The sequence below is a fragment of the Mesorhizobium sp. WSM3224 genome, from assembly GCF_000427725.1.
GTDB lineage: Bacteria > Pseudomonadota > Alphaproteobacteria > Rhizobiales > Rhizobiaceae > Mesorhizobium.
This window is the reverse complement of the sequence record NZ_ATYO01000003.1, coordinates 180,176-197,979: the sequence shown is the minus strand read 5'-3', so window position 1 is coordinate 197,979 and position 17,804 is coordinate 180,176. Positions and strand designations below refer to the sequence as shown.

The window sequence follows — 17,804 nt, the reverse complement described above, 5'->3', positions numbered from 1 at the left end:
ACGGGCCGGCGGATGGTGGGACAAGGCGCCCATCGCTCTACCGGTGGGGTTGTTGCACCGCACAAGATACTGAAATACAAGGCGATTTTTGCGAAATCCCCGAAGAAATCATTGGACGAAAAGTCACCTATTTCGATGCCCTTCAATGTTCCCGCTATGGTTGCCGGTACAATTTTACAACATCCTCCGGGACAGGTGCTTTTCAAAGAATCGGACTAACTGCCTATAAGCATGTAGGACCATTGGACATCGTCGCTAATAGTTTCACTAAGCAAACAATACCTTAAACCCTACTCATCACATCTTTATTTCAAAGCCGTAAGCATTTTGTGTTGCGCTGCAATATGGACCGCGAGAAACCTTGCCGGACATAGGCAGTGGAGGATGCCGTTATAGCGACCCCGATGGGCATTCCGCTGAGCCGCAACGACAGCGTCCCGCACGAAAATGCGTTGCGGAAGCCGCCGGTGGTGAACGCGCGCGACATCCAGCTGGACACACTGCGGGCGATTGCCGTGACGCTGGTGCTCTACTCGCATTTCCTCGCGCCCGGCGGCTCGTCATTCGTCGGTCATCTAGGCGTCAGGCTGTTCTTCGTGCTCTCCGGCTTCCTGATCACCCGGCTTTTGCTGGAGGCGCGCGACGCCACCCAATTCGAGGCCGGGCCGGCGCTGCGCTCCTTCTATGCCAGGCGCATGATCCGGATATTCCCGCCCTACTTCGCCGTGCTGGGACTCGTGTGGCTCGCCTCGGAACAATCCAGGGCCTCGTTCGCCTGGCATGCGCTCTACCTGTCGAATTTCTGGTATGCGCTGCACGACGACTGGACGCCCTGGCTGCTCTGCCATTTCTGGAGCCTCAGCATCGAGGAGCAGTTCTACCTCGCCTGGCCGCTGATCGTGCTTCTGGCGCCACGCCGGCGCATCGAGGCGATCACCATTGGCGTCATCGCCTTCTCGCTCGCCTATCGGTTCTACTGGCCGATCACCGCCGACCCGGCGCTCGCCCGGGACCTGCTGCCGCCGGCTTCGATGGATGCGCTTGGCTGCGGCGCCCTGCTTGCCGTCCGCCGCGCCAGGGGCGTAGACGCGCCGCAATGGATGCGGCTTGGCTGGCCGGTCCTGACGGTGGTGTTCCTGTTCGTCGTCTGGTCCGATCCGGGGCCGGCGAATTCGGCCTGGGAATGGCCGCGCTGGGCGCTGGTGCAGGTGCTGCCGCTGGTGCCGATGCTGGCAATCGTCGCCGCGTTCTCCAATGGCCTCGGCGGCGCGCTAGGCAGGTTGGCCGAACTCCCCCCGCTGCTGGGGCTTGGCCGCATCAGCTATGGCGTCTACCTCTACCATTCGATCCTGCTGGCCTGTGCGGTCAGGGCGCAGTCGTGGATCCCGGTCAACGTCTCGGAACAGGGGCCGGGGCGGTTCCTGGTCGCGGGCACCGCCACGCTGGTCGTCGCCTCGCTCTCCTGGGTGCTTTTCGAGAAGCCGCTCAACAGCCTCAAGCGCTATTTTCCCTATGTCGCGCCCTCGCGCCAGCGCGGCGCGAGCGAGGCCCGCCGGTTTGGCGCGGCACCGGCGCTCGATCTGCGGCCGACGGACCGCAGCCGACCATGACCGCCGCGCCCCTCATCTCCGTGCTCTTGCCGGTCTACAATGCCGAGCCCTATGTGGCCGCTGCTATGCAGTCGATCCTGCAGCAGGACTACCGCCGGCTCGAGGTCATCGCGATCGACGACGGATCGACCGACAAGTCGCTGGAGATCCTCGAACGCTGCCGCCGGGACGACAGCCGCATATCCATCATCTCGCGGGAAAACCGCGGCCTCGTCGCTAGCCTCAACGAGGGACTGGCGATCGCGCGGGGCGAGCTCGTCGCGCGCATGGATGCCGACGACTTCGCCTATCCCTGGCGGCTGTCGCGCCAGGCGGCGCTGTTTGCCGCGCGGCCGGAGCTCGGCTTCTGCGGCGCGCTCGTAGATACGCTGCTGCACGGCCGCGTCGCCAAGGGCCGGCTCGATCCGGTGTTCCGCCTCAGCCTTCCCGTGCTGTCGAAGTTCTTCACCATCTTCATGCACCCGACGGTGGTCTACAACCGCAGGATTATCGACGAGGCCGATCTCCATTACGACGGCGCTTACCAGCATGCCGAGGATTTCGACCTCTTCCGGCGGCTCGCCGAGCGCTATCCGGCGGCGCTGATGCCGGATAGCCTGCTGGTCTACCGGGTCCATCCCGGCAGCGTGACCAGCCGGCACGGCAAGGAAATGCGGCGCACGCATCTCAAGATTGTCGGCGAGAACCTCGCGCGCCTCGGGTTGGCGCAGGACTGCGAGGACCTGCGCGCCATCGGCGATCGTGTCTCCTTCGAGACCGTGCGCCGGGCCGCCGCCTTCATCCGCGCGCTGGAGGCTCGGATCGCCGCATTGCCCGATCCTGCGCGGCCGAGCTTCGAGGCCGGCACGCTGAACCTGTTCTATTTCCTCTACCAGCTGGTCAACGACGAGGAGCGGCCGGCGCTGGCGCATGAATTGCTGACGCTGACGGGGAAATGGAACGCGATACGACGCCGCGAGAAATACGCGCTCGGCCCCGGCGCCTGGGCGCCCTGGCTGAGCCATGCCTCGATGTGGGCGGGCAAACGCGCGGATTGGGTCGCCTACCGCTTCAAATCCACGCCGGCGGCGCCGGTGCTCGCGCCTTATCGGATGGGGGCGGCATGAACGCCGAGCGCCTTCCGTTGCTGCAGCACCTTCGCCCGGCCCTGCCCGTCCCGCCCTGGCCCAGGCAGCGGCCGCAGGTCTCCTTCATCGTCTGCACACGCGACCGCCTCGCCGTGCTGGAAGCCTGCGTCGATTCGATCCGCGCCGCCTGCCGGGCACATCCGGCCTTCGCGGCCGAGCTGGTGGTGGTCGACAATGGCTCGCGCGATGGCACGGCGGAGTACCTGTCGGCGACCGCAGCTACCTCCGACATCGAGCTGACCGCAATCTGCGAACCGCAGCCCGGACTGGCGGCGGCGCGCAATGCCGGGCTGGCCCGGGCGCGCGGGCGGGTGCTGGTGTTCGTCGACGACGACTGCAGGCTCGACCGCGGCTATCTCGTAGACCTCGAGCGGCATTATGCGAGCGGCGAGAGATGGCTGATCCGCGGCGGTCGCGTCGACATCGGCGACGCGCGCGACCTGCCCTTCACCGTCAAGCGCTGCGACAAGCGCGAGCGGCTGACGCCGGCCGTCCATCCGGGCGGCTTCGTGCTAGGCTGCAACATGACCATGCACCGAGAGGTCGCCGCCCGCATCGGCCCCTTCGACGAGCGCTTCGGCGCCGGCGGGGCGCTGCGCTCGGCCGAGGACACCGACTATCTGGTGCGGGCGATGCTTGCCGGCATGGCGGTGGAATACGTGCCCGACATGACGATCTTCCACCATCATGGCCGGCGCGACCGCGTGGCTATCGACCAGCTGCACCGCGACTATCATTTCGGCAACGGCGCGCTCTGCCTGAAGCATTTGCGCCGCGCGCCGTGGCTGCTGCGCCATTTCTACTGGGCGGCCCGGGCGGCTACGCGCGAACTCGTCGGCGGCCAGCGCTTCGACCAGGAGCTCAGTCTGTCGCACTGGCCGATCGTTGCCATGAACCTCGCGGGCGCGGCGAAATTCATGGCGCTCGTGCTCACCGGACGGTCGCAGCGGCAGGCGCGGCCGAGCAAGGAGGCCACCGACGCCAGGGCGGAGGCCGGCGTGCGATGAGCGGGCGCCCGACGCTATCGATGCTACGCCATGCGCTCCACCGGCGGCAGTTCGGCCTGCTGCCGATCGTCGTCGTGCTTGGGCTTGCAAGTGCTGCGCTCGAAGGTTTCGGTATCGGGCTGATAATCCCACTGCTCGGCATCATCATGGGGCATGGCGACACCGCCGGCATGGCGGGCTTCTCGGCCCTGTTGCAGACGGTCGGCGCGGGGCTTGGCGAGCGCGAGCGGCTGATCGCGATTGCGGCCGCGATCCTTGGTTCGATCCTGCTCAAGAACCTGCTCGCCTTCGCCAATTCGGTGCTCACCGCCCATATCTACGGCAAGGCCAGCCAGGCGATCCGCGACGCGCTCGCCGAGCGGCTACTCAGCGTCGGCTACCCTTTCTTCCTGAAGGAAAGCCCCGGGCGGTTGCTCAACATCATCTCCAGCGAATCCTGGCGCGCCTCCGACGCCATCCAGGCGATGCTGGGCTCGATCGTCAGCGCCTCGGCGGCGCTCATCCTGCTCGCCTTCCTGATGCTGCTGTCCTGGCAGATGACGCTGCTGGTGATGCTCGGGCTGGCGCTGGTGCAGATGGCGCATATGGCGCTGTCGGCGCATCTGAGGAAGCCGAGCCGCAGCGTTACGGCGCGCAACAGCGCCCTCGCCTCACGGATGCTTCACCTCGTTCATGCCGGCCGCCTGATCCGCATCTTCGGGCAGGAGGCGCGCGAAAAGGCGGCATTCGAGGCGGCGTCGGACGGCGTGCGCCGGGCAGCCTTCCAGCTTTCCAACCGCCAGGGCGCGCTGGGACCGCTGACGGAGGTGCTGCACGCCATGCTGTTCCTGACGGTGGTGATCGGCGCCTGGCTTGCGGGCTTGAGCTTTCCGCTGGTCGCCGCCTTCCTCATCCTGCTTTACCGGCTGCAGCCGCATGTGCGGGCGCTGCAGATGACATGGAGCCAGTTGCAAGGGCTTTCCGGCTCGCTGGAAGAGGTGACCTGGCTGCTCGACCCCGAGGGCAAGCCGGCGGCGCCGCAAGGCAGCCGGCCGTTCGTCGCCTTGAGCAAAAAAATCGCCTTCGAGGGCGTGAGCTTCAGCTATGCAAACGAAGAGCAGCGCGCGGCGGTGCTGCACGCCGCGAGCTTCGACATCCGAAGCGGCCGTTCGACGGCGCTGATCGGCCGTTCCGGCGCCGGCAAGACGACCATCGTCAACCTGCTGTGCCGCTTCGTCGAGCCGGACGGGGGCCAGATCCTCGTCGACGGCACGGCGCTCGGCGAGATCGACCCGGTCGCATGGCGGGCGCACATTGCCTTGGCGAGCCAGGAGCTGGAGCTGGTGGACGGCACCATCCTCGACAACATAACCTACGGCAAGGACACGGCGAGCGTGGAAGAGGCGCGGCGCGCCGCCGAGCTCGCCGAGGCGCATGAATTCATCGAATGCCTGCCGCAAGCTTATGAAACCGTCGTCGGCTATCGCGGCGTCAATCTGTCGGCCGGACAAAGGCAGCGCATTGCGCTCGCCCGCGCCCTGCTGCGCGATCCCGACATACTGGTCCTCGACGAGGCCACCAACGCGGTGGACGGGCTTTCGGAAGCGGCGATCGTGGAAACGCTGAAGTCGCGCGCCGGCCGCCGCACGACGATCGTCATCAGCCACCACCACTCGACGATCTCGTTCTGCGACGACCTGGTGATCCTCGAGCATGGACGGGTGAAGAAGCAGGCGCCGTTCGCCGAGCTGGCGGCGCGCAGCATGGATGAGTTGTATCAGCCGGAGTGAGATTGCGCTCAGCCGCTTTCGCCAGTCTCCGACGCTGCAGGAGCGGCGCCGGCGCCCTACCTTGTAGGGAGGTCGGACCGAAGGTGGGGGCCGGCACAGCCCCCTCCCCGCTGCTTCGTAGCGACCCTCCCCACGCGGGGGAGGGTAAAGCTCACCCCGTCATGGCCAACGGCATGGCGCTCTTGTTGGGGATCTGGATGTCGATCTCCAGCGTCGACATGGTCGCGCCGCGGTCCATCGAGACCTGGAGGTAGTCCTGGTCGATCTGCACATGCCTGGCAATGACCGCCATGATCTCCTCGCGCAGGATCGAGACGAGATCGGGCTGGCCGCGGCTTTGGCGCTCATAGGCGAGCAGCAGCTGCAGCCGCTCGCGCGCCACCGGCGCGCTGGTGCGCCGCTTGAAGAGATCGAGGATGCTCATGCAGCCCTCCTTCCGAGCAGTCGGTCGAGGAAGCCCTTGCGTTCGAAGGGGATGACCACCGGCAGGTCTTCGCCTTCCAGGCGTCTTGCCGCTTCAAGATAGGCTTTGGCGGCGGAATTCAGCGGTTCCGAGAGCGTGACGGGCGCGCCGAGGTTGGAGGCCCTCAGCACGTCCTGGCTTTCCGGGATGATGCCGAGCAGCGGCGTCGAGAGTATCTCCAGCACGTCGTCGATCGACAGCATCTCGCCGCGCGAAGCGCGCGCCGCGTCATAGCGCGTGACCAGCACGTGTTTTTGCACCACCTCGCCCTGCTCGGCCTTCATGGTGCGGGCGTCGAGCAGGCCGATGATGCGGTCGGAGTCGCGCACCGAAGACACTTCCGGGTTGGTGACGATGACCGCCTCGTCGGCGAAGCGCATGGCCAGCTGGGCGCCGCGCTCGATGCCGGCCGGGCTGTCGCAGAAGACGTAGTCGAACACCGAGCGCAGCCTTGCGATGACTTCGGCCACGCCTTCCTCGGTCAGCGCATCCTTGTCGCGCGTCTGCGAGGCCGGCAGCAGATAGAGCGTTTCCAGACGTTTGTCGCGGATCAGCGCCTGCGAGAGTTTCGCCGTGCCCTGGATGACGTTGACGAGGTCGAACACCACGCGGCGCTCGGCGCCCATGATGAGGTCGAGGTTGCGCAGGCCGACGTCGAAATCGACCAGCGCCACCTTCTTGCCGGTCTTGGCCACGGCGGCGCCGAGCGCGGCCGTCGAGGTTGTCTTGCCGACGCCCCCCTTGCCCGAAGTGACCACGACTACCTTGCCCATATATCCAGCCTCCATTGGCGGTTTTTATTCTCTGGCCGTGCATGGCACGGCGGGACTCGTTAACAACCTTGGCACGCGAAACCGGCCTGAAGCTTGCGGCCAAAAAACTCAGCCGAGCGGCACCACGCACAGCGCATCGTTGTCGAGGAAGGCCTGCACGGCCTTGCCGCGCGACACACCCTCCATTTCCTCGGCCGTGGTGTACCAGCCGTCGACGGCGAGCAGTTCGGCCTCGTTCTTGCGGCAGAAGATGCGCGCCGAAATATTGCCTTCCGACCCGGCGATCGCGCGGCCGCGCAGCGTGCCATAGACATGGATCGAGCCGCCGGCGACGATTTCCGAACCGGACGCGACCGAGCCCAGCACGATGACGTCGCCCTGTGGATGGAAGACCGACTGCCCCGAGCGGATCGGCGCCTTGATCATCAGCGTGCCGGCCGAAGGCTCGGCCCGCACCGTCCCGGAACTCTGTGCGGGGAGCGCCTCGGCCTGCGCCGGCTCGATCCGTATCGCTTCGAGCCTTGCCAATTCAGGATCGACCGGCTCGTCGCCGGACATCTCAATCTGGGGAACCCCGTCTATCCGGGCAAACCTGTCTATTTGGGGAACTTCCGTCGGCGCCGCTTCCTCGCCAGCCTGCGCTCGCTCGTGTGCGGCGGCTTCCAGTTCCTCCGCCCTCGCCTTGCGCGCGGCCCTGCCCAGCAGGCCTTCGGCGGTCGCCTCCTTGGCGCCGGCAAGCAGCGGCGGCAGTTCAGGCCCGAGCTCGGCGCCTTCGAGCTCGACGGCATAGACGCGGATGCCGCGCGAGCCAAGCACGCCGACAAGTGCTGTGATCTCCTCCGGCCCCGGCTGCAAGGTGTTGAGATCCAGCACCACCGGGCGGCCGTTGAAATAGCCCGGCGAATTGGCGATCCAGTGATCCAGCCCCTCCAGCCAGTCGGCAATCGGCGCCTCCGGCGTCAGCGTGAAAGCGACGAAAGAGCGGGCGCGAAAGCGGATGGATTTGTTCTGCAAAGGGGCGGCGAAGGTCACGGTCAGGCGAATCCTTACTCAATGGTTAAAGGGTGCCGGGGCAATGGTTAACAAAAGGTTAATTTCAGGGGTGCGGGCCGTTAAGGAAGTGGCGCGGCTAAGTTCTGTGGCGGGGTGGCCACACAGCCTTCCGCCGGCCGCGATCCGTCGAAAACCGGGACCCGACCGGCCGCCATGTGAAATTCCTAATATACGAACGCGGGCCGCGCCGGCACCATCGCGCCTGGATACTTCCATTCTCCAGGGCAAAGGGGACGAGGCATGCGCATGAATCAAACTGATACCAAACTGGCGCTCGGTCGGCGGGCAAGCAAGGCAGGCGCGGCAATCGGCGCGCTGTTGTTGCTTGGCGGATGCATGACGAGCGGCAGGGACCAGACGAGTAGCATCGCATACCAGGGCAAAGACCAGTGGCTGACAACGGAGGACGCCAACAAGGCCGTCGACGCCATGGCGGCGAAGGGAATGACACCGGCGACCATCGACTGCCAGTTCGTCGACACCACGCCGGGCCAGTTGGCCTACGTCTCGAAATTCACCTGGAAGCGCGCGCCGGCAAACACCCGCTACCATTGGGAAGTCGGCGACCCCACCTATCTCGCGAGCAATGAGGTCAAGGCCAACAGGGTTGGGCTGCGACGGGTGTTTGCGAAGGAAGTGCGGGACCCGGCGAGCGGACAGAAGGTTGGGTGCTCGATCTGGACGAGTTAGGGTGCCACAGACCGTGGCTAGGACGGCTAGTAGTGTCGCGGCCGAGTTGCGTTGCAGATCGGTGATCGAGCCCTCCAGCCGGTTCCCCTTTGGTCCCCACCTGCGCCCGCTTAGTAACGGTTCCGCTGGCCAGAAGGGAAACATCGGCGCACAATGAAAACTCGCTGGTGCGGCGAGGACAGTCCGGCCTGATTTCTTGCTGCCGGCCGGGCTGTCCGGAAGCTTCGCTGTCGCCTTGCATCGATGCAAAAAAGCGGCCAGCGGGGACCTTGCGGCCAGCGTATTCGTACGCGCGAACGATGCTATCGACATTGCTGTCCGACAGGTCCGCCAAGAACAACGCTTGCTATGTTGCGCGCGCCAGCCTAAGCCCGGTGATGGCAAATGAAAAATTCGACCAGCCGGTGATAATTGTCACCGATCCGGCGAGCGGCGGGCAAGAGGCAATCGGCGATGCGTCCGCCTGCCTGGACTTCCTGCTCAAGAGATGGCGCGGCAAGCGCAGCGAAAAGCATCGTGCGGCCATTCAGGCATGCTCCGATACGAGTAGCGGGCGCCGGCCTGCCTCCTTCGCGCGCAAGGCATTCATCGTTGCCGCCCGCGAGGCCGCCATTCTGGTGACGCCCTAAAGCGCGTCGCGTCGAAACGGATTCAGGCGACGCGCTTTGAGTTTTTGTTTGATGCATGTCGTTGTCCCAGAACCGCTGCGCGCTTCTGGGCGACATGCATCAAGGTTTGTCACGCGACCTGAAATTCCTGCTTTCAATATCGATGATGTCGCCGCAATTTTCGCACTCCATCTGGGTGTGCGTGCGAATCCAGCCCACGAGCGTTCTGGCCTGGTGATGACACCGAGGGCATTCGACGTCGATTTCGAAGTGGTCGGACTCTCGCTCTGTCATCGCAGTCCCAAGGCTGGCCTGACGCGGCATCAGCCGTTGTCAGTATTCGGCTCCCGCTCGTCTTCCTGCTCCACTGTCTTGTCTTTCACCTCCTTGGCCGCGAGCTTCGCCTCCTTCTTCGCCGCTTTCGCCTGGTCGCGCTTGTTGCGCTCGAATCGATAGTTGGGCTTCATCGCCATAGCGCTTCTCCTGCTTGGGCCATGGTATCCTTGTATCCGGGCATGCGGGGTCAGGAAAGACCAGCGCCGCGTCAACCGCCCGAATGTCAAATCAGGCGGTTGCGTTCCGCGACCTGGCGTGCCCGCCGCACTGCGCCGTCGGTGTCCGCGAGCTTGCGCCTTGCCGCCTCGTCCTTCCTGATCGTCAGCCGCGCCGACATGATGCTTGAGGGTATGACCGCCAACTCGATCGCGATGGGCGCAGCCTCGGGGGTTTTCATGGAACGCATTGGCATTATCCTTTCACGTAAAATGGCTGCGGCTGCGGCTGCCGCATCGCTTGCTGCATGCCTGTTCCTTCGATACCGGCTTGCCGCCTATCGGAAATTGGCGGGGGTCAATGTGTAGGCGTCCCGGCGTCCGGGTACATATGCCTTGCGGGCGGCGTTCTGGATGGAAGCGCGCAAGGCGTCGAATGCCGAAAGATATGCGATCTCGGCAGTTTCCTTGCCTTCGCTACGGCGTTCAAATGTCCCCAGCGCCTCCACCTCGACGAAGAAGCGGACCTGGAACATACCGTCATGGCCGATGAAACAGACGGCGTTACGCGTTTCATCGAAGCTGCGGCTGGGATTTGGAAAAGCGAGCGTCATGAGCGCCTCCCCTGCATTTCAGGGTGTCCAGGCGCCGACATGGCTCCGACCCTGCGGTCCTCGGCGTTGCGCCGGTTGAGATCCAGCATGCTCTGCGTCGCACGCGCACGGGTAAGGCCGACCAGCTGGGCGCCGTCGATATGCGCCGGAATTCCGGTGAAGACGTGGTAGACGGTCCAGGAATGGTCGGCTTCGACCCGGCGGCCATATTGGCGATCCCTGAAGCCGTGGCCCGACACGCCATTATGCTGCAAACCGTCGAATTCGGCGTTGTGAGCCCACTCGGTTTCGCCATTGGCGATGGTTCTATTCATGCTGTCCTTCCTCGCCTTGCTGAGCGGCAATGATCTCCGAGTAGAGCGATGCGCCGTCGGCTTCCGAGATTGTGACGGCATCCGGCCATTGCGGCATATTCAGCGTCCTCGCCAGAAGCCGGGCAATCGCGATTGCATCATCGAGGTCGGTCGCCAGCGCCGTCTCGCGGCCGATGACGGCATGCGCGTCGTCGTCGACGCGCGTGCGATAGAATTCGATCACGACCTTCACCGGGGCCGCCGCGCGCCGTCAGCCCTTGCCCTTCGCCTGAACATTGCCGACGGCGCCCTTGATCTGGCTGCCGAACTGGCTCTCAGGCTTGACCGGGACCTTTGCCTGCTTCGGCTTGCGGATCTCGCGGCTCGAGCGTTTCTGTCCCTTGGCCATGTCCGAACGTCCTTTCGATGAGGGCAATGCCGTTGTCCGATGCAGACGTGTCGGCGCGTTCCAAACTATCCTCGGTCACCACGCGCTCATGCGGTTCGCCCTCGCTGCGGATGCGATATTGCGGCGAGGTTCCCTTCGGCGGCAGTGTGCCGGTGACACGATAGATCTCGGCGGACTTCGGACCGACGCCGATACCGCCCTTCAGCCGGACCGCTTGTCCGATGTCGAAAAGACGTGCCGGGGCCCCGTGCTGGATGGGGCGTGCTTTGCGTTGCAAGAGGGTTGTCATGGTTGTCTCCGGTCCTCGACGAGCGCGGCCTCGAGCGTGGCCGGTTCGATCGGTACCATTTGCTGCGTCGACCCCTTCGCGGAGATCGCCGGCAGGTGAATGAAGGCGGCCACACGGCGCCATGCGGTGCGCGAAGCTCCTTCGAGGGGTTCCTCGTCGAGATCGACGCGATACTCGCCGGGCGGCTGCGGCGCATCGAAGCCGGGCAGCATAAACGCCGCATTGAAGCGAACGACGGTCGGCGTGGTGCGAGTGGTCACTTGCGGCTTTCCGCGGAAACGCGCGCTGCGCCTTCCGCTCCAATTCCAGCCGAACCGCCGAAACAATGTCCGATGCTGCCAGTACATCCGTGGTCAGCGCCGGCATCATTTCAGGGTTCGAATGAAGCGAGTTGCCGCGCCGGGAGCGGCGCAGTGCATTCGCTATCGAAAATTCGGAGGCGGATGGCGAGGCTTCACTGTAACGAAAGCCACCTCGACCAAATCAACGAATTTTATATATGCACCCCAATTGCGCTGCGGACAAGGCGGAGACGTCGCTTTATTTTTCTTGGTTAAATAAAAAGCCTGGCTTGGAGTCATTAAAACGAACGGAAATTCTTTTCATCCCCGCTGATATTTTCCGAGTCTCGCAATTATTCGGCCCGATATTTTTGCGGCCTCCAGCTGTTCATTTCGGCACTCCTATCTATCGCCTGTCAGGCCGTCTATAAGAACGGGCATCGTCGCGCTTGCCGACACAGGAAGAAGCACCCCTTGAAATCCGCTCAGCCAAACAGCCACGTCATCCGGCGCGTCGCTCACGTCACCCGGCACCACCTCGATATTCGAGGCCGTCTCCATGCATGAACCGACGCCGCCTCCTGCCTTTGGCAAGTTCGGCGCCAAGACGCCGGTCGCCGCCGTGGTGGAGCCGGCCAGATCCAAGCGCCTGCAGAATGCAGCGACACGCGGGCTGGCGGCCCTCTCTTCGCACGGGCCGCTCGCCTTGAGGCTGTACGTGGCGCTGTGGATCGTCGCCGTGGCCGCGTCGGTATTTGTCATGGTGAAGGCCTGAAGCGACCGGCATTCGTCGCTGAGGCGCGCCAACGAAAAGGAATATGAGCATGGCACACCGCTACGCGCTCCGGATGGATAGGCCAAACAGCTGGACCGTCTTTGACATCTTCACCGGCCAGCCTGCCGAGGTCGAGCGGAAGGTCATGGTCGGCATCAAGACGCGCCGCGCCGAAAAGCTGGTTGTCGAGCTGAACATCCAGGACGTCAAACGGCGGGACGACGCTCACAGGTGATCCCGCCAAGCGGATGACTCCAAGGCTTCGCTGCGCCGGAACTGCCGATCTCCCCTTTGAGGGGGGATGTCCGGCAGGACAGAGGGGGCGCAACAGGACGCGGCCTGGTCTGGCTAGGTTCCCCGCACCGCCTCGCATCAAGCCGCCAATTGCACTTCCCGCGCCGCCGCGATCATCACGCCGGCGAGCAGGCTGTAGGCCTCTGTCCAGGCTTCGCGCACCTGAGGCGTGAAAGCCTCGCCGAGGCCCGCCTCGAGCGTGTCGATCAGCGCCTGGCCGACGGTCGGATAGTGATGCTCCTCGACGCCGTAGCCGACATGGCGCCTGGCGAGATCCTGGATGGCGGGCACAATGGTTTCGGCGCGCGAAAGCCCATGCACCACGAAGCCCAGGGCCGCCATCAGCTTGGCGCCCTGCTTTCTCATGTCGGTTTCGCGAAACAGCGCCTTGAGGCTGCCGTCGATGGCAAACAGCTTCTCGTAGAACAAAGCCGCAGCCGTTTCCCTAATCGGGACGACCTCACGAAAACTCTCCTGCACAAGCTTGATCTGGTCGGGTGTCATCGGCGCTCCTCCGCATTTGTGAGCCTGCGCGAACATCACGCCCGGTCGTTTCGCAGGCATGCCGGTTGTGGCGCCGGTATGTTTCCATTTGGTTTCAGGTTGTATTCGATTGGTTTCGCAAGCGGCCTCAAGGTCGCTTCGCCGGCCCTTTCGCGCCCATCGTCACACGCCCTGGTTTCCGAGCCGGTCGTCCACAAGCCCGTCCGTGACGCCGGTAACCGAAAAGAGTGGCCATCGCCGCCGGGATTGGGCCTTATTTCACGTAATCCTAATGTAAATCAGACTGTGTTGCGGTACACTCGCGACTTCGAGGCGGCGCGTTGGAACAGCCTTTGCGGCGCGCTTCAGGATCTTGTTTCTTAAGCATGCCGAAAACAGCGGGGCATTCTTGGCCGGCATGCGTCAGGCAAAGGGATGCTCCCGATGCTGCTCGAACGAGAGGGACCGCTTAAAACCTTGTTGGCGACCGCGGCCGGCGCCGTCGATGGCCGCGGCGGTATCGTGCTGCTCGAAGGCGAAGCGGGCATAGGCAAGACTTCCCTGCTGCAGGAATTCGCCGGGCGGGCGGGCGCGGGCTGCCGGGTGCTGTGGGGCTGGTGCGAGGCGCTGTTCACGCCGCGTCCGCTCGGCCCCCTGCAGGACATGGCGCGGGCAATCGACCCCGAGGTCGCGGCGTTGCTCGACCAGGGGGCCGCGCAAGAGCGGCTCTTTCCCGCGCTGCTGAGCGCGCTTGAGCATGCCGGGGGAACGACCGTGCTCGTTTTCGAGGACGTCCATTGGGCGGATAACGCGACGCTCGATCTCATCAGATATCTCGGCCGCCGCATATCCGTGCTTCGCGCCATGCTGGTGCTCAGCGCGCGCAGCGACGAACTGGTCGCCGACCATCCGCTCACACATATAAGGGGCGACCTGCCGGCGGCATCGCTGACCCGCATATCGCTGAAGCCGCTTTCACCCGAGGCGGTCACGACACTGGCCGAACAGTCGGGCCGCGCCGGCGCCGACCTCTACCAGATCACGGGGGGCAACCCCTTCTTCGTCTCCGAGCTTCTGGCGAGCAGCGAGGCGGAACCCGGACATGTTCCCGATTCCATCCGCGACGCGGTGTGGTCGCGGCTATCGCGCCTGATGGGCGGCGAGCGCGAGGTGCTGGAGATGATGAGCATCGAGCCCGGCAGCGTGGAGCCATGGCTGATCCGCGCCCTTCTCGGCGCCAAGGCGGACGCGCTCGCCGACCGTTGCGTGGCCCGCGGATTACTGCGGCGGGACGCTCAGGGGTCGCTCACCTTTCGCCACGAGCTTGCCAGGCAGGCGACGCTCGAGCGACTGTCACCCAGTCTTCAGCGGTCGCTTCATGCCAAGGTGGAGGCGGCGATAGCAAGGCTCCCGGCGGCGCAGGCAAGCGCTCAGCTTGCACGCCGGGTGCACCACGCCGCCGCTGCCGACAACGGAGCGCGTGTTCTGGAACTCGCGCCGCAGGCCGCAGCGCAGGCCGCGCATCTCGGCGCGCATCGTGAAGCCGCAGCGCATTTGGCGACGGCGCTCAGATACGTCGCCGAGGCGCCGCCGGCCGAAGCCGCCCAGCTCTATGAATCCTGGGCTTACGAGGCCGGACTGGCGTTGCAGGTCTATGACACGATCATCGAGGCGGTGCATCGCGCCATCCAGTTCTGGCGCGGGCTCAGGCGCCCGGACAAGGTCAGTCTCAATCTGCGCAGCCTTTCGAAGCTGCACTGGCGCCGCGGCGAGGGCGATCTGGCTGAGCACTTCGCCAACGAGGCGGTGCGCGAGGTGGAAAGCCTGCCGCCCGGGCCGGAACTGGCGATGGCCTACAGCACGCGCTCGCAGCTGCATATGCTGCACTATCGGTTCGACGAAGCTATCGAGTGGGGGCTGCGCGCCATCGCGCTGGCCGACCAGCTGGGCGAAGTCGAAACACGCGTGCATGCGCTCAACAATGTCGGCACGGCACTTCTGTTCGACGACCGTCCGGGCGGCCGCGAAAGGATGGAAGAAAGCCTGGCGCTCGCGCTCGAGCACGGGTTCCACGACCATGCGGCGCGGGCTTACACCAACTATGCCGAATATGCGGTGGTCTCCAAGGACTTCGCGCTTGCCGAGCGGCTGCTGTCCGACGGCATCGTGTTCGCCGCGAGGAACGACCTCGATTCGCCGGCGCAGTATCTGCTTGGCCGGCAGGCGCAGCTACGCATGGAACAGGGCCGCTTTCGCGACGCCGAGACCATAGCGCAGGGCGTGATGAAACTGGAGCGCCTGCCGGTGGTCATGCACCTGCCGGCGCTGACCGTGCTTGGCAGGGTGCGCGTGCGGCTGGGCGAGCCCGGCGGCCCTGCCCTCTTGCAGCAGGCGCTGGAGGAGGGACTGCCGACCGGCGAGCTGCAACGCATCGTGCCTGTCCGCATGGCGCTGACCGAGGCCGCCTGGCTTGCCGGGGACCGCGCGGCCGGCCATGAGCAGCTGACGGCGCTGGCCGCGATGGACCTCGCCAACTTCCGCCCTTCCGACCTCGGCGAGCTTGCCGTCTGGTGGCGGCGATGCGCGATGGAGCAGCCGCTGCCGGCGCCGACAACACGGATTCCGTGGCGGCGCGCGGTCGAGCTTGGCGGCGATCCGTCGGCGGCGGCCAAGGAATGGGAGCGCCTGGGCCTTCCCTACGAGGCGGCGCTCGCGCTGATGCAGGTGCGCGGCGCCGATGCCGCGGCGGCGTTGGCGAACGCCGTGACAAGTCTGGAGGCGCTCGAGGCGCGTCCCGCCGCGGTGCTGGCGCGCAAGCTGGCGCAACGCCTGGGCATCGCCGGCCGGCTGCCGAAGATGCGCCGGGGTCCTTACACGGCCGCCCGCCAGCATCCGCTCGGCCTGACCCAGCACGAGCAGCAGGTGCTCGCCCTGATCGCGGAGGGCAAGAGCAACAAGGAGGTCGCCCGCACCCTGTCGCGATCGCCGCGCACGGTCGAGCACCAGGTTTCGGCCGTGCTCGGCAAGTTCAACGCCGCCAACCGGATGGAAGTGCTGCTCAGGCTGCGCGGCGAGCCGTGGCTGCTCTCCACCGCCGCGCCCTGATCCTTGCGAAAATGGGAGTGCGGCAGCCGAAATATGGGTGATCGTACCGATGTGCACGCAGGCCGCCGCGCGTAGCATCAGGCGACGCTCATGGACGGGGGGCTTCCTGTTCAGGAGATCGCCGAACCGAAGGAGGGATAGCGATGACCAGACATATTAACGCATTTGCATTTGCCCTACTCACCGCGACGGGTAGCGCGGCGGCATCGGAACTCGCGCCGGCGAGCGGCCACAGCATCCAGCTCGGCAGCTTCAGCGGCGCCGTCTATTACACGGTCGAGCCAGATGGCTACCGGGTCGTCGCGACCATGGCTTCCGGGGCCGAGCAGCAGCCGGTCCGGATCGTCTCCACGCTCGCGGCGGGCCAGCGCATGATGATCTCCGTGCCTCAGGCCCTCGGCCAGCCGTCCATCGATTTCGAAATAGTGCGGGACGGCAAGGCGCTGCTGGTCAGCGACCCGATCTTCGTTCCGACAACCGCCTTGGAGAACGACCTGACCCTGGACAGCGCGCAACCGACGACGGTATCGGCCACCGCGCCGTGATTCGGAGGGGGCGCCGCGTTGGAGAGGCTTCGGCTTATCTCGAATGTTGGCCTGCGGCAAATGCTGTGCTGCGCCGTCCTGGGTCTGGCGGCCGGCGCGTCGGCGCAGGATGCCGCCGCTCCCGGCAAATTCTACCGGGCCGTGGACGGCAAGGTCGATGCGCGGACCTATGACGGTTTCCGGCGCTATCATGCGGGCTGCGACCGCTGCCACGGGCCGGACGGCGTGGGCTCGACATTCGCGCCGTCCCTCGTCAGCCGCTTGCCTGACGTCGACGCCTTCCGGCGCGCCGTGCTGAACGGCCAGGCCGGCAGCGGTTCGGTGATGAAAGGCTTTGCCGGCGACCCTAACTTCGCGCCCTATGTGGACGAGATCTATGCCTACCTGCAAGCGCGCGCCGACGGCGCGCTCGGCCGCGGACGGCCCGGCCGGCTGCAGCCGTAGAGCGGTTCGGATCGCGGTGCGCGAGTGTGGCGGGGCGTCGCAGGACCTGGGTTCTTCGTCCCGACGAAGTTATCGGGGCGAGCAATCTCCGACAGCCACCAGCCGCTTCGCCGCATCCGCCGCGGCGCTGCAGTAGCTGCGGTCGCCATGGATCAGGATCATCACCATGGCGCCCTCGATCAGCAGGGAAAGCTCGCGAGCCCGCGCCTTGGGCGACGGTACATTCGCCTGCGCAAGCAGCGTTTCAAGATGCTGCTCCATCAGTGCCTTGTGCTGGCGCGCGATCGAGCGCGCCGGATGACCCGACAGGTCGGCCAGTTCGATGGCCAGGCGGGTGAAGCCGGAGCCCGCCCAGCGCGGCTTGGACGACCATTTGACCAAACCGCCGAACAGCTTGTCGATCAGATCGGCCACACCGCCCGACAGGTCGATGCCGTAGTTCTGGAAGTCGGCGAAAGTGCGTTCGTGCTGCGAGGCAAGCACGGCGGTCAGCAGTGCGTCCTTGCTGTCGAAATGGTAGTAGAGCGTGCGCTTGGTAACGCCAGCAGCATCGGCAATCTCGTCCATGCCGACACGGAAGAATCCGCGGCGGCGAAACAGCTTGTAGGCCGCCTGCAATATCACGGGCCTTGTCTGGCCGGACGCTCTGGGCATGGGGCGCTGCCGTCGCCGATGAAAGTA

Annotated in this window: 23 protein-coding genes; 11 read left to right on the top strand and 12 right to left on the bottom strand. The window is 65.4% G+C overall.

From position 1 onward, the window contains the following. Positions 1 to 467 precede the first annotated feature (467 nt). The 4 genes from YU3_RS0107750 to YU3_RS0107735 are packed head-to-tail and all read left to right on the top strand — an operon-like array spanning position 468 to position 5,513. Positions 468 to 1,610 carry an acyltransferase gene (locus YU3_RS0107750; protein WP_027165703.1) on the top strand — a complete coding sequence of 381 codons (1,143 nt, stop codon included), beginning with the start codon at positions 468 to 470 and terminating at the stop codon, positions 1,608 to 1,610. Further along, positions 1,607 to 2,716, top strand: a complete 1,110-nt coding sequence (locus tag YU3_RS0107745; protein ID WP_027165702.1) for a glycosyltransferase family A protein — start codon at positions 1,607 to 1,609, stop codon at positions 2,714 to 2,716. The genes YU3_RS0107750 and YU3_RS0107745 overlap by 4 nt, the downstream gene beginning before the upstream one ends. Beyond that, on the top strand, positions 2,713 to 3,744 hold the full coding sequence (locus YU3_RS0107740; RefSeq protein WP_036258060.1) for a glycosyltransferase: 1,032 nt from the start codon (positions 2,713 to 2,715) through the stop codon (positions 3,742 to 3,744). The genes YU3_RS0107745 and YU3_RS0107740 overlap by 4 nt, the downstream gene beginning before the upstream one ends. Beyond that, positions 3,741 to 5,513, top strand: a complete 1,773-nt coding sequence (locus tag YU3_RS0107735; RefSeq protein WP_027165700.1) for an ABC transporter ATP-binding protein — start codon at positions 3,741 to 3,743, stop codon at positions 5,511 to 5,513. Before YU3_RS0107740 ends, YU3_RS0107735 begins: the two co-directional genes overlap by 4 nt. A gap of 151 nt (positions 5,514 to 5,664) precedes the next feature. Here YU3_RS0107735 and minE read toward each other — a convergent pair whose 3' ends face one another. The 3 genes from minE to minC form a co-directional block, all read right to left on the bottom strand. Beyond that, the gene (minE, locus tag YU3_RS0107730) at positions 5,665 to 5,937 is read right to left on the bottom strand and encodes a cell division topological specificity factor MinE (protein ID WP_027165699.1); all 273 of its coding nucleotides are present in this window, start codon (positions 5,935 to 5,937) and stop codon (positions 5,665 to 5,667) included. Continuing rightward, on the bottom strand, positions 5,934 to 6,749 hold the full coding sequence (gene minD, locus YU3_RS0107725) for a septum site-determining protein MinD (RefSeq protein WP_027165698.1): 816 nt from the start codon (positions 6,747 to 6,749) through the stop codon (positions 5,934 to 5,936). The genes minE and minD overlap by 4 nt, the downstream gene beginning before the upstream one ends. A gap of 108 nt (positions 6,750 to 6,857) precedes the next feature. After that, the gene (minC, locus tag YU3_RS0107720; RefSeq protein ID WP_027165697.1) at positions 6,858 to 7,781 is read right to left on the bottom strand and encodes a septum site-determining protein MinC; all 924 of its coding nucleotides are present in this window, start codon (positions 7,779 to 7,781) and stop codon (positions 6,858 to 6,860) included. Positions 7,782 to 8,048: 267 nt separating this feature from the next. On the opposite strand from minC, the gene YU3_RS0107715 reads away from it, so the two are divergent. Continuing rightward, on the top strand, positions 8,049 to 8,492 hold the full coding sequence (locus tag YU3_RS0107715; protein WP_156913406.1) for a hypothetical protein: 444 nt from the start codon (positions 8,049 to 8,051) through the stop codon (positions 8,490 to 8,492). 377 nt (positions 8,493 to 8,869) lie between these two features. Beyond that, positions 8,870 to 9,121, top strand: coding sequence for a DUF982 domain-containing protein (locus YU3_RS0107710; protein WP_027165695.1), 252 nt, complete (start codon positions 8,870 to 8,872; stop codon positions 9,119 to 9,121). A gap of 302 nt (positions 9,122 to 9,423) precedes the next feature. On the opposite strand, the gene YU3_RS40450 is transcribed toward YU3_RS0107710, so the two are convergent. The 7 genes from YU3_RS40450 to YU3_RS0107670 all read right to left on the bottom strand — a co-directional run bounded on the left by YU3_RS40450 (position 9,424) and on the right by YU3_RS0107670 (position 11,456). Beyond that, positions 9,424 to 9,573, bottom strand: coding sequence for a hypothetical protein (locus YU3_RS40450; protein ID WP_156913404.1), 150 nt, complete (start codon positions 9,571 to 9,573; stop codon positions 9,424 to 9,426). Between the two features lie 86 nt (positions 9,574 to 9,659). Further along, positions 9,660 to 9,842: a hypothetical protein gene (locus YU3_RS0107695; protein ID WP_027165693.1), complete on the bottom strand. Its 183-nt coding sequence runs from the start codon at positions 9,840 to 9,842 to the stop codon at positions 9,660 to 9,662. Positions 9,843 to 9,929: 87 nt separating this feature from the next. Then, positions 9,930 to 10,205, bottom strand: coding sequence for a DUF1488 domain-containing protein (locus YU3_RS0107690; RefSeq protein WP_027165692.1), 276 nt, complete (start codon positions 10,203 to 10,205; stop codon positions 9,930 to 9,932). Then, the gene (locus tag YU3_RS36190) at positions 10,202 to 10,519 is read right to left on the bottom strand and encodes a hypothetical protein (protein ID WP_198021647.1); all 318 of its coding nucleotides are present in this window, start codon (positions 10,517 to 10,519) and stop codon (positions 10,202 to 10,204) included. The genes YU3_RS0107690 and YU3_RS36190 overlap by 4 nt, the downstream gene beginning before the upstream one ends. Then, the gene (locus YU3_RS0107680; RefSeq protein WP_027165691.1) at positions 10,512 to 10,751 is read right to left on the bottom strand and encodes a hypothetical protein; all 240 of its coding nucleotides are present in this window, start codon (positions 10,749 to 10,751) and stop codon (positions 10,512 to 10,514) included. The genes YU3_RS36190 and YU3_RS0107680 overlap by 8 nt, the downstream gene beginning before the upstream one ends. Positions 10,752 to 10,769: 18 nt before the next feature. Further along, the gene (locus YU3_RS42225; protein WP_156913402.1) at positions 10,770 to 10,907 is read right to left on the bottom strand and encodes a hypothetical protein; all 138 of its coding nucleotides are present in this window, start codon (positions 10,905 to 10,907) and stop codon (positions 10,770 to 10,772) included. A gap of 285 nt (positions 10,908 to 11,192) precedes the next feature. Continuing rightward, positions 11,193 to 11,456 carry a hypothetical protein gene (locus YU3_RS0107670; RefSeq protein ID WP_027165690.1) on the bottom strand — a complete coding sequence of 88 codons (264 nt, stop codon included), beginning with the start codon at positions 11,454 to 11,456 and terminating at the stop codon, positions 11,193 to 11,195. Between the two features lie 580 nt (positions 11,457 to 12,036). On the opposite strand from YU3_RS0107670, the gene YU3_RS0107660 reads away from it, so the two are divergent. Both YU3_RS0107660 and YU3_RS0107655 read left to right on the top strand, forming a co-directional pair. Continuing rightward, a complete protein-coding gene (locus YU3_RS0107660; RefSeq protein ID WP_027165689.1) occupies positions 12,037 to 12,252 on the top strand; it encodes a hypothetical protein in 216 nt (71 codons plus the stop codon). Positions 12,253 to 12,301: 49 nt separating this feature from the next. Continuing rightward, the gene (locus tag YU3_RS0107655; RefSeq protein WP_027165688.1) at positions 12,302 to 12,487 is read left to right on the top strand and encodes a hypothetical protein; all 186 of its coding nucleotides are present in this window, start codon (positions 12,302 to 12,304) and stop codon (positions 12,485 to 12,487) included. Positions 12,488 to 12,624: 137 nt separating this feature from the next. Here the strand turns inward: YU3_RS0107655 and YU3_RS0107650 are convergent, their stop codons facing one another. Continuing rightward, complete coding sequence (locus tag YU3_RS0107650) at positions 12,625 to 13,050, bottom strand: globin family protein (RefSeq protein ID WP_027165687.1); 426 nt, start codon at positions 13,048 to 13,050, stop codon at positions 12,625 to 12,627. A gap of 423 nt (positions 13,051 to 13,473) precedes the next feature. Between YU3_RS0107650 and YU3_RS0107645 the strand changes: the two genes are divergently transcribed. The 3 genes from YU3_RS0107645 (at position 13,474) to YU3_RS0107635 (ending at position 17,123) form a co-directional block, all read left to right on the top strand. Then, positions 13,474 to 16,134 (top strand): LuxR family transcriptional regulator, encoded by a 2,661-nt coding sequence (locus YU3_RS0107645; protein ID WP_027165686.1) that lies wholly within the window; start codon positions 13,474 to 13,476, stop codon positions 16,132 to 16,134. Between the two features lie 143 nt (positions 16,135 to 16,277). Further along, a complete protein-coding gene (locus tag YU3_RS38610; RefSeq protein ID WP_051333879.1) occupies positions 16,278 to 16,679 on the top strand; it encodes a hypothetical protein in 402 nt (133 codons plus the stop codon). Positions 16,680 to 16,697: 18 nt separating this feature from the next. Continuing rightward, positions 16,698 to 17,123 (top strand): c-type cytochrome, encoded by a 426-nt coding sequence (locus YU3_RS0107635; RefSeq protein WP_027165685.1) that lies wholly within the window; start codon positions 16,698 to 16,700, stop codon positions 17,121 to 17,123. 69 nt (positions 17,124 to 17,192) lie between these two features. Here the strand turns inward: YU3_RS0107635 and YU3_RS0107630 are convergent, their stop codons facing one another. Then, on the bottom strand, positions 17,193 to 17,777 hold the full coding sequence (locus YU3_RS0107630; RefSeq protein WP_027165684.1) for a TetR/AcrR family transcriptional regulator: 585 nt from the start codon (positions 17,775 to 17,777) through the stop codon (positions 17,193 to 17,195). Positions 17,778 to 17,804: the final 27 nt, after the last annotated feature.